Here is a 14,087-nt window from a genome sequence, read left to right as displayed (position 1 = left end):
TGCTAAATCTCAGGCACTAACTATATTGAAATATATTTTCGCAGGGCAGCAATGGTCTGGTCTACGCCCCTTATATATAAGATGGCAAAACTCGCTAATAAAACGAGAGATATAGCCGCAAAGATGGAACTGCAAACATGCTCGACAGTCCGCCACGCCTTCTTTTTTTTATCTATAATTAATGGAACCGTACATAATACCTTTAGCTTTAGTTCGGATTCGATGTCGTCGGGCTGCTTAAAGCTATCATCAAAATATTCAAGCAAAAAGATAGCCCCACCACCAATGGCCAATCCTGCAACAATCGCCATCATAAACAGCTTTTTCATGTCCGGCTTTACAGGCTTTTGGGGCAACTTGGCCTCGTCCAGGATTCTGAATTGCTCCCCTTTTTGCTTGCGCTCCATATTTACGGCAATTTCAGCTTCAAGTTTTCTGGCCAACAGTGAGTTATAGGAGCCCTGAATATTTTGGTAATCCCTTCTCAGTGACAACAACTCTTGTTCACGCTTGGGTGTATTTTCGACCCGTTGTTGGTAGATACTGATCTGTCTTTTTGTATCCTTGATGTCAATTTCCAGACGCCGCATCTCCTGCATGATTTCGTTCTGCTGCATACGAAATTCTGGAGAAAGAGATGATGTTGGCGTTTGATCCGGGCTATCGTCAACACCATCCCTAATGTTTGATTGTATAATCTGTTCAGCCTGTTTTTCCGCTTCCGCAATTCTTGCTTCTAATCTAACCACATCCGGATGGCGTTTCGTGTAACGACTGAGAAGCGATTCCAACTGTGCCCGCATTTCTTCTATATTATTGGGCTCCTGCTGAGTCTCGGAACCAACAATAACCGTGGTGGGCTGATTTCTGGACTGAACCGCATCATTTTGCAAGGCTACCAGTCGAATTTTTGCTTCGGCAAGGTTTTGCTGACTCTCATTCAAATGATCCTGGAGCCGGTCTAGAATTCTCAGATTCGAATCGAGCTGTTCCGGCAGTTCTCCCATATAGGATTCACGATAATCCTTCAGCTGGGCCTCAACCCCTTCAAGCCGCGATTTCATGGTCTGCAATTCAGCTTCAAGGAAATCACTGGTCCCAACGGCTTGTGCTTCCCTGATCCTTAAATTCTCGTCGATAAAGTAGGCAGCCAAAGCATTGGTCACATTCATTACGGTTATAGGATTCTGATCCTGGAAAGAGATGGTAAAGGCATCGTTTCCCCGCCTGTCCCTTGAGACATCAATGGCAATTCGTTGACGCAGGTTATTAAGTTTGTCCTCGACATACATCTGGCTGCTTCCAATACTCTGAAATAGTTTAAATTCATTAATCAGTTTTTCCAGGTTGGTACGGCTGAGCACTTGTTGGGAGAGGGTACTGATGCGTTCGCTGGTATCTGTGGAGACAATGGACTGAACATAACTGTCCGGAACCCGCTGGGGCTGGATTAGAATCAGCGTACTGGCTTCGTAAATTCTTGGGAGCGTAACCGCCTTATACATCCCCACGATCATTGCCAGACAAAATGGGATCATAACAATCCAGCGTCGCTTAATAATGAGATCGATTATGCTTTTAGGATCAGTGGGTATTGGTTGTGATGGCATTGATTGCTCTATAATTAATAGTTAGTTGTTGGTCGTTTGTTGTTTGTTCTTGTTGAAACGTCAATCGTATCGATACTTACTTTCAAGCTAAAATATTTTCACTGCCAGGCCCTATACGCTGGTTTGAATCGAGCGATCTGCCAAACAATTGGTAGGCCTTTACCTTGTTAAGCATCGATTTATAGCTGATATTCAGGAATTTTGCTGCTTTTTTACAATTACCATGGGTTCTGAACAATGCTGTTTTTAAAATATCTTTTTCCATCTTCATAATACAGAGCTGTCTTGCCGTTTTCAAAGACATTCCCTGCTTTTTATCCATCATTTTTCGTAAACACTCGTCTACATCCATGGGAAGTGTTGGGGATCTGCGGTTTTGCTGCTTTGTATGATCCTGACACCATTGATAAAGATCGTCCACCCAAGCCACCATCCCTTTTTCCATGGCCTTTTTTATGGTTTCTTCAAGCTGGGCCACATTGCCTGGCCAGTCATAGGCACTAAAGGCCGTCTTTATATCCCCGGGTAACTGAACCAGGGAACAATGTTTCTCAAGGCTGTATTTCGCCGTAAAAAACTCAGATAGAAGCGGGATATCTTCTCTTCGCTGCCTAAGGGGCGGAACGTACATGTTGAGTACGGTCAGCCGGTAATAAAGATCCTTACGAAACAGCCCATTACGAATCAAATGCGATAAATCCGTCTCCGATAAAAAAATAAACCGGACCGGTGTCCCTGCCCCGATTCCATCGCCTTTCTCCGCAAGCATGTCCATAATCAGCAATAATTGGGACTGCATCCGATCACTGAGTGCCTCGAGATTCTCAATCACATGGCAAATCAAAAAGTTGTCAGATTGCGACAAACGCTCAATTTGTTTCTGAAGCTTTCGAATCCAGGAGCCGGAAATATCTTGGGCAGGTATGGGTTTACACAATTTGACGTTAGCCTCGCTGCAATGGTGAATCATGCTGGCGATCAGTCTTTTTCCAACACCGGGTTCGCCTTGAATCAACACCGGCTCATTGTTGGCAAGGCCAATTTTTTTCAACTGGTTAAGACAGTTTTGGGTAACCGTTGATTCAGCAATCAACATTGGCTGGTATAAACGCGATGCCACCCCATCTACCGTGTCAACAAGCGCTTTCAAGTCGTTTTTCGAAACCGGATCAGACAAAAAATAAAGATGGTTCAGCCAGGGTTTAATAATCACCCGCTTGAGTTCCCGCTGATCCGAAATGATGATAATGGGCAGCCCCTGTTCAATTGCCCTGGCAACACAAATGAAGTGAATAGCCATTTCGCAGGATGTGGGCCGAACCACCGCGAATGCCGGTCTTACATGAAACAGATTTTCAAGGCAAATCCATTCATCATCAAAACAAATGGGCAATATACCGCAATCGGATAAACACATACGGATCTGGTCCCTTCTGCCTTGATTCGGGTCTAATACGACTGCGGTGGTTTGTGTCATTGAATCGGTCTTGGCTTATTACACTCTTTTTTTGTTGCTGGATTGCCCCCGGAATGTAGTAACATTGGAAGGGATCCAGAAAACACCTGATTTGCCATGGTAACAATCAATTAGTGTGCCATTATAAACAAGCACCCCTGAATAAATATATATCCTATTTTCTTAGTACGTTAGGATAAACGAAGACAGAATTAGTCGGTTTACCGCAACCTGATTGTCAAAGATCTTCCCAAAAAAGTGGACTTACTTTACATATTATGAAAACTTTTACCACCTTTTTGGATATATGGAAAATATCAATTGACATAACCTGTTATAGAATTATCGACCGAAACAGACAGATCATGAGATTTAAAAAAGACTTTACTGCGTGAAAAGTATGTAAAAACTTGCCATTTTGTTAACATTCATATATAAGTGTCGATAAATGTTGTATATGGGCCCTTCCCCTATGGAAAAAATAAGAGGCTGAAATGAAAGCGCCCTTCAAGCTACTGATAATTGATGACAGCGAAGAGATCCTTACGGCGTTGACGAATTTTTTCACTCAAAAAAAATACGATGTTATAGCTGCGGCCAATGGCCTTGACGGTTTGAAGCATATCGAATCAAAGGATGCGTATTTCGATTTGATCATTACTGATTTAGTGTTGCCGAATATCAGCGGTGTGGCTATTATTTCAATTGTAAAAAAGAAATTTCCAGACACGCCGATCATTGCCATCACGGGATGGGGGGAGCATCCGGAATCGCTGGCCAAAGAGGCCCATGCTGATATCGTTCTTGAAAAGCCATTTAAACTGCCTGAATTAGAACAATTGGTTAAAAAATTATTGAGCAGCCGATGAGCGAACATTCAAAATTCAAGGCGGGACCGCCCATTGTTGGTGTAAGTAAAAACATCCAACGGGTTCGTGAACTGATCGATCATGTCGCTGGCACTGGACTGAACACCGTCGTTTTTGGGGAAAGTGGCGTTGGCAAGGAGGTCGTCGCCCAGAACCTATACCAACGGTCTCCGCGGGTGGGCAAACCATTTATCAAGATCAATTGTGCTGCCTTACCCGAAGGACTCTTGGAAAGCGAATTATTTGGATACGAGCGCGGTGCATTCACGGGTGCCGAACAAAAGAAAAAAGGCAAATTTCAACTTGCCCACAGCGGTGTGTTGTTGCTTGATGAAATCGGCGACATGTCGCTTCCTCTTCAGGCCAAATTGTTGCATGTGCTTCAAAGTGGGGGTGAATTCTCTCCGCTTGGCTCTGAAAAAGAAGTCAGAGCAGATACCTGGGTCATTGCGGCGACCAATCACGATCTAAAAAAAGATATTGAAGCAGGCCGTTTTCGTGAAGACCTGTATTACCGGCTCAACATCATCAAAATATTTTTGGCACCGCTTCGGGGACGCCCCGAGGACATCCCCCCACTGATTGATTATTACATGGAAGAATACACCACCATGTTAAATAATCGTCATATCGAAAAACCCAGCCCAGCGGTTATTGACCGTATGTGCGCCTATAGCTGGCCGGGAAATGTCCGGGAACTGCAAAATGTGTTGAAACGAATGCTTGTGCTGGGAGATTGTTCCCAAATCATCGATGAGCTTATCAATGGCGAAAAAGTGGGAATGGCTGCGGACATGGCCGTTGCCGAGACAAGTCACCATGCATCTCTGGAACAGATTCTTGATCTTCACGGTGTGAACTCACCGGACAGCCAATCCTTTTCGTTGAAAAACGCCAAGAAAAAGGCCGTTGAAATGGTTGAACGGGAAATCATTTCCCACGTTCTTGCCAAAACCGACTGGAATCGCAGCAAAGCCTCAAAAATACTTAAAATCAGCTATAAAACCCTGCTTTACAAAATTAGCGATCTGAATATTATTCCTCCGGAAAAGTGAGGGTTAGTTAACCAATCAAACCGTAGTCTTCATTACCAACCGAAAACCCAGCGCCGGTCCAAACAGCTCAGGATCGAAAGCAAGTCGTCGGCTGCAACGGGCACTCCATGCATCCAGATGCCAGCCACCGCCTCGAATGACCCGATCTCTTCCACCTGTTATGCACACCGGATCAACCTTGGCATGTTGCTTATAAGCTGACGCGATATAGATATCCCGGCACCATTCCCATACATTCCCACTCATATCATACAGTCCCAGCCCATTGGGCAACCGGGTGCCCACAGGTGCTGGACGTCCATCACTGTTGTTCTCAAACCATGCAACGGTTGCGGTGTACATAGTCAACCACTTTGCAACGGTTGAAAAGATCGATCATTTGTTGGTTGTCAAAAGTCTTGAAATCGCCTTCTTCACCACCAATCTCGATCTCTATTTCCATGAGGCCGCGCAGGATCCGTGGTGGCGCCTGGCCGCGGACAATCGAATATGCAGACGTCAGAAGCGCGCTAAAAACAGTCTTGAGCAGTTCACATGCTTGGCTCAGTTGCTGATTTTTTTTACATTCCGTGAGTTGATCGAATAAATCCCGTAATTCTTTTGTGTTCATGGCTGGCGTTCATTCAAATGTAGGAATTTTGATACCATATAATTCAAAAACAGCTTTCACCGCCCGCTTCGCTTGAGGCGCAAAGTTCGCAAAGGTTTCGGTTTTCTCTGACTGGAAAGAATCAGTTTTGGCGAAGCCGAGTGAACTCTTTTTTTTTCTTTGCGCTCTCTGCGACTCTGCGGTGATTTTTTGTTTATTGAGTTTGTTGGGTTACTTGTGTCTGTTAAGTTTATTGGGATTACAATCTTTTTCAGCAAGACTGGCGGGAAAAGCGAGAAATATGGGCGAACGCCCACTCGAATCCTCGACCCCTTCATCTCCATCTCTTCCGCTCTTCCAAGCTTCCGCTTTCCCATTTTTCACACTTCCTATGGCCTATAGCCCATCACCTATGAGCTATTGAGCTATTGAGATTCGAGCTTCCACACCCCCTCCCTTCCGGCAAACCATCCCGGGAAAGCCCTTCAATCATAACAGATTGAAACGTATTGTAATAATCATCCGGTCCAACAAAATGCACAGGAATATAATTATCTGTCAGGCCTTTTAACCGGTTGTCCGTCCGATCCCGGGTCTCCTCGACAAGCACGGTGACCGTTTTACCAACGTTTCGTTGGTAAAACGCGTTTCTCTTTTCAGCGCCTAATCGGCGCATGCGACTGCAGCGCGCCTTGATCACCTGTGCAGGGACCTGCTCCTTGAAGGAAAAGGCCGGTGTCCCCTTGCGCGCCGAAAACGGGAAAACATGCAAATAAGCAACAGGCAAAGATTTGATCAAGTCAAAGGTATTTTCAAATGCCTCATCTGTCTCGCCGGGAAATCCGATCAGGGTGTCCACCCCGATGGCGGCATTGGGTACCCGGTCAAGGATGCCTTGGACCAATGCACGAAAATAGTCACGGTCATAGGGCCGATGCATACGTCGCAAAATCTGATCGTCTCCGCTTTGCAACGGGATATGAAAATGCCTGCAAAGCCGTCCGGCAATGGTATCCTCGATGGCGGCCAAGTTAACGATATCGTCGATCAACTCGGCAGGTTCGATAGAACTGACCCGAATCCGGTCGATCGCGCCGGCATCCTGGATACGGCGAAGCAGATCATACAAACCAACGGAGGGATGAAGATCCTGACCGTAACAGCCAATGTGGATGCCTGTCAGCACAACCTCCCGATACCCCAGGCGGCCCAGCTGATCAATCTGATCGAGCACCTGTTCCTGGGGCAGGCTACGACTTCTGCCCCTGGCATGGGGAACGATACAATATGTACAAAACGCATTACACCCATCCTGAATTTTTAAAAAGGGTCGGGTACGGCTGCCATGGGCGATGCCGGGCATGACCTGAAACCGATTGGTGGCGGCAACGTCGGAACTGCAGACCATCGGTGGCGCGCCATTTTCCAACGGGTTGGTATTATCCAACAGCATCTGGGAAATTTTATGTTTATCTCTGTTACCGACCACCCAATCCACGCCATCAATGGCGACCAGCTCCTCTGATGACGTCTGAGCATGACATCCGGTGACCACGATACGGGCACCCGGATAGGAACGGATGGCCTGGCGCACAGCCTGACGACTTTGCATACCGGCTTTGCTGGTCACCGTACAGGTGTTGACGACTACAACATCGGCCGTATCATCGTCAACATCAGTCTGTACATAGCCCGATTGGGTCAGAGCAGTGCCAATGCCTTCGGATTCGCACTGGTTGACCTTGCAACCCAATGTTTTGATTATGAAACGTTTCAATTTATTTTCAAGAAAGTATTTGGTTTAAGGTATATGGTATAAGATTGAAGGTATAGGGTTGAAGGTATAAGGGACAAGCCAGAAACTGTCAGATTTGGAGATGCATTTCATCAATTATTTAGCTTTCTGTAAAATTTAAACATCTACCACACAAACCAACGCTTCCATGCCGTCTGATGATTATCCATGGCTGCTCAGAAGTGGTATCTTTTGCTCGAGTTCAAGGCGGACGGTGGAATCGAACCGCAGGAATATATGTAATATTTTGAGGATTCGAGTCCGCTGCCCAACACCGAAATCAAGTAAAAAATGCCGCTTCTGAGCAGCCATTATCGCTCAATCCAGCCGCCACCTAATACCTCATCCCCTCGATAAAACACAGCCCCCTGCCCCGGCGTAACAGCGTCCTGTGGCAGATCAAAACGAACCACGGCAGCAGCATCCCCCACCGGGGTAACCACGGATGCAACGGCCCGGTGTCGATACCGGATGCGGGTGGCTACGGCTACCGGTCCCCGGGGCATCTCGGCGATCCAGTTAATATCCCTCACCCGGCACCGGTCGGTGGACAAATCCTCTCTGAAACCCACCACTAACCGATTGTTACGGATATCAATGCGCACCACATAATACGCCTGACTGGCCGGGCAGTTGATCCCCCGCCGCTGGCCAACGGTAAATTGATGCAATCCGTTATGGGCTCCCACCACACGACCGGTGGTATCCACAATCTCGCCCGGTTTGGAATCCAACCGACCGGTCTGTGCTAAAAAATCTGCGTAAGACGTCCCGTGGATGAAACAAACATCCTGGCTTTCCTGCCTGGTTATCGGCCGCAGTCCTTTTTCCTCCGCCAATGCTTTGGTCTCTAGTTTGGTCCATCGACCCAGTGGAAAGCAAGCCCGCGCCAGCTGCTCCTGGGTCAGGCGGGCCAAAAAATAAGATTGATCCTTGTGCGGATCAAGGCCTTTGAAAAGCTGATATCGCCCCTGCCTGTTTTTCGCCACCCGTGCGTAATGCCCTGTGGCCAGATTCCTTGCACCCAATTCGCGCGCCTTTTCGAAAAGCACGCCGAATTTGATCAACGGGTTGCAAACCAAGCAGGGATTGGGGGTTTCGCCGCTATGGTAGGCATTGGAAAAATAATCAACAACCAGTGATCGAAATGATGTCTTAAGATCGACAACAACCAGCGGCAAGGCCAGCTGCTGGCAATGCGCTTTCAGGGCTTCCCGTCCCGGGGAATCAGGTTTTTCATAACCGGTTAAAAAATGAATCGCAAAGGCATCAACACCTTGTTTTTTAATCAGATATGCAGAAACCAGGGAATCGATTCCACCGGATATGGCAATGGCTATGGAATCGGTCATTCAAAAAAAAGCTGATTGGTGGGACGTACCACCATGGCATGAGGGGGACATGCGGTGACACATAATTCACAAACACTGCATTTTTGTTGATCAAAAACCACTTCCATTTCCGGGCGTTTGATGTAAAGGGCCCCTGTGGGACAAACAGCGGTACATGAACCGCAGTGGGTGCATTTATTTTCAAGACGTTTGATTTCCCGGGATGCATTTTGAACGCCAACGCCCTGACTTTTCAAGTACTTGACACCATCTTTGAAATTTTTACGGCTACCGGTGACTTCCAGGACCATGAACCCTTCCTTACGGGGAAGAATGCCGGCATTGAGGATGTTAAAGACCAAACCGTATTCTAAAGCCAGGTTGCACACCAGGGGTTTTTGCACTTCAGTAACTGGAAAACGCAGTTTAAGGATTTTTGAGTACACGCATTGCCTCCGTAAATTCCCTTTATTTTAAATCATAAGGTGTGTAATCTAATAGTTAGATGAGTGGGTGTCAACCAAAACCCGCGACCATCATGCAAGGACGGTCTTCTATTTCACATGCGATAATTTAAATTAAGCGATGAACAGATTTGCATACCGTACCACCAGTCTGGCAATCAAGACCCTTTCCAGCATCTCCCGTGCCCGCCTTTATCTTCATGGAACGGAAAATATCCCCGAAGGCCCCACCATCTTTGTGGTCAACCATTTTACGCGTATCGAAACGTTTTTTTTCCCTTATCATTTGCATCGATTAACCGGGAGGCCGGTGTGGTCGCTGGCCGCCGCCGAACTGTTCGTGGGCCGGTTCGGCCGTTACCTGGAGGATATCGGGGCTGTTTCCACCCGGGCACCGGACCGTGACCTGCTGATGGTCAAAACGCTGCTTACCGGAGAAACATCCTGGGTAATCTTTCCCGAAGGCCGGATGGTAAAAAGCAAAAAAATCATGGAAAAGGGCCGGTTCATGATCTCTTACGCCGGTGGCAAACACCCGCCGCACACCGGTGCAGCCTCGCTGGCCCTGAGGACCGAATTTTACCGTCAACGCATCGCCGAAATGGTCACCACCGCCCCGGATGAGGCAAATCGGCTCATCAATCTGTTCAATCTCCCGTCTGTAGACAGCATCAGCCTCAAACACACCGTTATCGTTCCCGTAAATCTGACCTATTACCCACTCAGAGCCAGGGAAAACGTACTCAGCCGGTTGGCCGAACGCATGGTCGAGGACCTGCCGGAACGGGTGACAGAGGAAATCATGACCGAGGGCGCCATGCTGCTTTCCGGCGTGGACATTGACATCCGTTTTGGGGAACCTATTGAAATCACGGCCTGCCGGTCCTGCCGTGCGATTTTGCATGACATCCGATCCACCGCCCCGATCGGTTTTGATGATCATATTCCCTCACGTAAATATATGCACCGGGAAGCGCTTAAAATCATGCAGCGCTATATGGCTGCCATTTATCACATGACCACGGTCAACCATGATCATCTATTTGCCTCATGTTTAAAAAAATCATTGGTCAATCGCATCAAACCGATCAACTTGAAACGACGGGCATTTTTGGCGTCACAGGCGTGCGGGAAAACCGGCAAGGTCCCTTTTCACAATAGCTTTGACCAAAGCCAGATTCATCTGCTTACCGATGACCGCTACCAGAAGTTCAGCGAGTTTGTTGATTTTGCCGTGCAAAAAAATGCGTTGGCCGTGGATGGAACCGTATTGGTCAGGGATGCTGCCCGATTGGGAACGATGTTTGACTTTCACCGGTCCCGCATCGACAATCCCATCAGTGTGATGGCCAATGAAGTGGAGCCCCTTTCGCAGCTACAGCGATGCATTTCAAGGCTTTCCTGGCTGCCTGGATTCTGGTTGCGACGCAAGGTGGCCAGACATCTTATCAAACGTGAACTGAATGCGTTTCAGCAAGACTATGATCGGTTTGCTGTTCAGAAGATATCAAAACCCCGCGATATTGGCTGTCCGTTTCTGATCAAGGGGGATCATCGCCGGATGGGTGTGGTTCTGGCCCATGGTTACCTGGCGGCACCGGCCGAAGTTCGCGGATTGGCCAAGTACTTAGGTAAAATGGGGTTCTGGGTTTACGCTCCGCGACTAAAAGGGCATGGCACGGCACCGGAAGACCTGGCCGGTTGTACCTATCAGGACTGGATCGAATCCATGGAGGTCGGCTATGCCATCATCAGTCATTTATGCCGGCGTGTGGTCGCCGGCGGATTTTCCACCGGGGCGGGGCTGGCCCTGGATCTGGCCCAGCGGATCCCCACCATAGAAGGCGTATTTGCCATTTCGGCCCCTTTGCGTCTGCAGGACATGGTCGCGCGGTTCGTTCCGGCCGTGGATGCATGGAACCGCTTTATGGATCGAATTCACTTGGAAGATGCCAAAAAAACCTTTATTGACAATCATCCGGAAAATCCGTGGATTAATTATTTTCAAAATCCCATCTCGGGTGTTAATGAATTGGAGCGTCTCATGGCATCGCTGGAACCCAGAATTCCCGACATCACGGTGCCGGCCCTGGTCATTCAATCCCGGGAGGATCCGGTGGTGAACCCCAAAGGGACGGAAATGATATTCAAGGCCCTGGGCTCTGCCGATAAACAGATGGTCATGTTCAGCTTTCAGCGCCACGGCATATTGCTTGGCGAAGGCGCTCATCGGGTGTACCGGGCGGTCGGTGATTTCCTGGATCATATCCGTCGGCGCCCCCCGTCGGCGATGCCTCCGACAACCGGTTTAGCGGAGGGGGACAAGGAACTCCCAGACAAAAAGACGAAGGACGGAAGACGGAAAACAAAAGACAGACGGTGGGGTCGGGGAGACAGAAGACAAAGGAGAGAGGACAGGAGAAAGAATGTAAGCGACGAAAAAGAGGAACGAGAATTGTAGGTGGTTGGTCGTAGGTTGTGGGTCGCGGGTTGTATGTGCAAAAATTTTATCAAATACTCCCCCCATGCATAGTACCTTCCATCATTTGCTCAAATAATTAATCGAACAACACACAACAATCAGCGTATGACAATCATAATTCCCATGAACTGGATTACCTATATTATTCTTTTTTTTCTGTTGGCCGAGTATTTTCTCAACCAGACATCCACCCATCTTAACCTCAAATCGGTCAGCGATCGCATTCCAACATCATTTAAAGATGTTTTTGACCCGCAAAAATACCGCCAGTCCCAGTTATATCTGCGCGCCAACACTCGGTTTGGGCAGGTGGTCAGCACGATCGACCTTTTGATCCTGCTCATTTTCTGGTTTTCCGGTGGGTTTGCCTTCATCGACCGATGGACCCGGTCATTGGGCTGGGGCCTGCTGGCCACGGGAATTGTTTACATATTAACACTGGCGGGCGTGAAAGCCGTCATTGACCAACTATTCGGTCTGTATGCCACATTCGTGATCGAGCAGGAATTTGGATTCAACAAAACAACCGTGGCCACCTGGCTCAAAGACCGGTTCAAAGGCCTCATCCTGGCACTTGTCCTGGGCGTTCCGCTAATTGCCGGCGTGCTGGCCTTTTTTCACTATAGTGCAGCCGCTGCCTGGCTCTGGTGCTGGGCCATGGTTACCATTTTCATGGTGTTTGTTCAGTTCATTGCCCCCACATGGATCATGCCCCTTTTCAATCGATTCGACCCGCTTGAAGAAGGCGAGTTGAAAGATGCCATCATGACCTACGCGCGTTCCATCGGATTCTCCCTTGCCAACATTTTTGTCATGGACGGCTCCCGGCGCTCGTCCAAATCCAATGCCTTTTTTACGGGGTTTGGCCGGCATCGCCGTATCGTTCTGTTCGATACGCTGATCGAAAATCACACCACCGATGAACTGGTTGCGGTGCTGGCCCATGAAATGGGACATTACCAGTTGCGGCACATTATCAAGATGATGCTGATCAGCATCCTTCAGACCGGCCTGCTGTTTTACCTCATGTCCTTGATCATCCACACCCCTGCTCTGTTCAAGGCATTTTATGTGGAGCAACCATCAATTCACGCGGGCCTGATTTTTTTCAGCATGCTTTATGCCCCCATCGATTTTTTCATCGGACTGATTGTCCAAAACATATCGCGCGCGCACGAGTATGCGGCGGATCATTTCGCCGTTACCACCACCGGCCATCGCAAACCGATGATCAGCGCATTGAAGAAACTCAGCGTCCACAACTTGTCGAACCTTACGCCGCATCCGTTTTATGTGTTCCTGAATTATTCCCACCCGCCGGTACTGAATCGGATTGCAGCGATTGAGAAGACGGGTTTGGGGTGATTGGGTTGGTTGAGTTGGTTGGGTTGGTTGAGTTTGTTGGATTGGTTGGTTGGGCATAACCCATCGCCGATAGCCTCTGGCCTATCGCCTTACACCTTATACCGTATACCTTAAAAATACCTAAAACCGCCGGCTGCGAGGCAGTCAACCCTCACAGCTGGCGGTTTTATTATTTTAAGGTTGCATAATCAACATCGTCGACGGATCAAGCACCTGATCACTTTGTTCCGTATCCCCGGTTCCGCCTTTTAACGAGCGGATATGGATTTTCTTGCCGTCCGGCTGAAGCTGGATGGCGGCATCAAACAGATCGGCGACGGGTTCCAGCTGAATCGGCAAGCCGCCGGGGCCTGGTGCTTCATGCCGATGGGTGGTCACGGTGAACCACAAATGAAGGCGATGGTTTTGTGAAAAGGCCTTCAACCCCTCCAGCGGGGTCCTTAACTGGTCATCAAAGGGCAGGCCGTCAATAATCACCATGTGCGGATTGAAAATCTGCTGTTCGGTCAGATCCTTTACGCGCTCTTCCAGTTTGGGCACACTGAAGCCTTCCACCTTGAAGGTCATGATAAATCGATTCATCTGGATCGATTCCCAAAGCTCCCTGAGCTGCCGGACGTGGTACTGATGCGCCAAAGCGCCCAGGACTTCCTGGTACCAGAGGCTCACTTTTTCCACCGGATCATCCAGGCTTACGTGTAACACATTTTTATTTTGCAGCATGGTATTGAGGGCCACCTGAACGATCAGGGCCGTTTTTCCCACACCGGCGCGCGCCAATACGGCGCCAAAGCCACCTTCCGGGACAATGGCTTCATTTTCCCGGCCCATCAACCGCAACGGGTTGCGAAGGATCAGGTCGTTTTTAAGCATATTCAGGTTCCTCTCCTTTAACTTGATCACCTTAGCCCGGGATATCGGTCCCACGATCCGACATGCGCCCATGGAAACGCATTTGTGGGAGATTGAAACGGCTACAGGTGCAGTTGATTGGTTACCGGCCCGTTTCCGGGCCATCTTCCACTCATCCGTATCTTCCGTATGAATCACCGAACCCATACGACTCCTTTT

General features: G+C 48.5%; 12 protein-coding genes. 4 read left to right on the top strand and 8 right to left on the bottom strand.

Annotation, left to right across the window (positions count from 1 at the left end; genetic code table 11):
• Positions 1-20: 20 nt before the first annotated feature.
• Both Dvar_RS19015 and Dvar_RS19010 read right to left on the bottom strand, forming a co-directional pair.
• On the bottom strand, positions 21-1,610 hold the full coding sequence (locus Dvar_RS19015; RefSeq protein ID WP_419663425.1) for a GumC family protein: 1,590 nt from the start codon (positions 1,608-1,610) through the stop codon (positions 21-23).
• A gap of 82 nt (positions 1,611-1,692) precedes the next feature.
• Positions 1,693-2,706 carry a sigma-54-dependent transcriptional regulator gene (locus tag Dvar_RS19010; protein ID WP_419664134.1) on the bottom strand — a complete coding sequence of 338 codons (1,014 nt, stop codon included), beginning with the start codon at positions 2,704-2,706 and terminating at the stop codon, positions 1,693-1,695.
• 854 nt (positions 2,707-3,560) lie between these two features.
• Here Dvar_RS19010 and Dvar_RS19005 point away from each other — a divergent pair.
• Both Dvar_RS19005 and Dvar_RS19000 read left to right on the top strand, forming a co-directional pair.
• Complete coding sequence (locus Dvar_RS19005) at positions 3,561-3,935, top strand: response regulator (RefSeq protein ID WP_419663423.1); 375 nt, start codon at positions 3,561-3,563, stop codon at positions 3,933-3,935.
• The gene (locus Dvar_RS19000; RefSeq protein ID WP_419663421.1) at positions 3,932-4,990 is read left to right on the top strand and encodes a sigma-54 interaction domain-containing protein; all 1,059 of its coding nucleotides are present in this window, start codon (positions 3,932-3,934) and stop codon (positions 4,988-4,990) included. Before Dvar_RS19005 ends, Dvar_RS19000 begins: the two co-directional genes overlap by 4 nt.
• A 15-nt stretch (positions 4,991-5,005) precedes the next feature.
• On the opposite strand, the gene Dvar_RS18995 is transcribed toward Dvar_RS19000, so the two are convergent.
• From Dvar_RS18995 to Dvar_RS18975, 5 genes are all read right to left on the bottom strand, one after another.
• Positions 5,006-5,332, bottom strand: coding sequence for a formylglycine-generating enzyme family protein (locus Dvar_RS18995; protein WP_419663420.1), 327 nt, complete (start codon positions 5,330-5,332; stop codon positions 5,006-5,008).
• On the bottom strand, positions 5,304-5,600 hold the full coding sequence (locus Dvar_RS18990) for a hypothetical protein (protein WP_419663418.1): 297 nt from the start codon (positions 5,598-5,600) through the stop codon (positions 5,304-5,306). Before Dvar_RS18990 ends, Dvar_RS18995 begins: the two co-directional genes overlap by 29 nt.
• A gap of 385 nt (positions 5,601-5,985) precedes the next feature.
• A complete protein-coding gene (gene mtaB, locus Dvar_RS18985) occupies positions 5,986-7,356 on the bottom strand; it encodes a tRNA (N(6)-L-threonylcarbamoyladenosine(37)-C(2))-methylthiotransferase MtaB (RefSeq protein ID WP_419663416.1) in 1,371 nt (456 codons plus the stop codon).
• Positions 7,357-7,685: 329 nt separating this feature from the next.
• The gene (gene mnmA / locus Dvar_RS18980; RefSeq protein WP_419663414.1) at positions 7,686-8,726 is read right to left on the bottom strand and encodes a tRNA 2-thiouridine(34) synthase MnmA; all 1,041 of its coding nucleotides are present in this window, start codon (positions 8,724-8,726) and stop codon (positions 7,686-7,688) included.
• Positions 8,723-9,151 (bottom strand): NIL domain-containing protein, encoded by a 429-nt coding sequence (locus Dvar_RS18975; protein WP_419663412.1) that lies wholly within the window; start codon positions 9,149-9,151, stop codon positions 8,723-8,725. Before Dvar_RS18975 ends, mnmA begins: the two co-directional genes overlap by 4 nt.
• A gap of 139 nt (positions 9,152-9,290) precedes the next feature.
• On the opposite strand from Dvar_RS18975, the gene Dvar_RS18970 reads away from it, so the two are divergent.
• On the top strand, positions 9,291-11,630 hold the full coding sequence (locus Dvar_RS18970; RefSeq protein ID WP_419663411.1) for an alpha/beta fold hydrolase: 2,340 nt from the start codon (positions 9,291-9,293) through the stop codon (positions 11,628-11,630).
• 144 nt (positions 11,631-11,774) lie between these two features.
• Positions 11,775-13,016: a M48 family metallopeptidase gene (locus Dvar_RS18965; protein ID WP_419663409.1), complete on the top strand. Its 1,242-nt coding sequence runs from the start codon at positions 11,775-11,777 to the stop codon at positions 13,014-13,016.
• 174 nt (positions 13,017-13,190) lie between these two features.
• On the opposite strand, the gene Dvar_RS18960 is transcribed toward Dvar_RS18965, so the two are convergent.
• Positions 13,191-14,075, bottom strand: a complete 885-nt coding sequence (locus Dvar_RS18960) for an AAA family ATPase (RefSeq protein WP_419663408.1) — start codon at positions 14,073-14,075, stop codon at positions 13,191-13,193.
• Positions 14,076-14,087: the final 12 nt, after the last annotated feature.

The organism is Desulfosarcina variabilis str. Montpellier, assembly GCF_048565275.1.
In the GTDB taxonomy this organism is placed as follows: Bacteria; Desulfobacterota; Desulfobacteria; order Desulfobacterales; family Desulfosarcinaceae; genus Desulfosarcina; species Desulfosarcina variabilis.
This window is presented reverse-complemented; position numbering and strand designations above follow the sequence as displayed.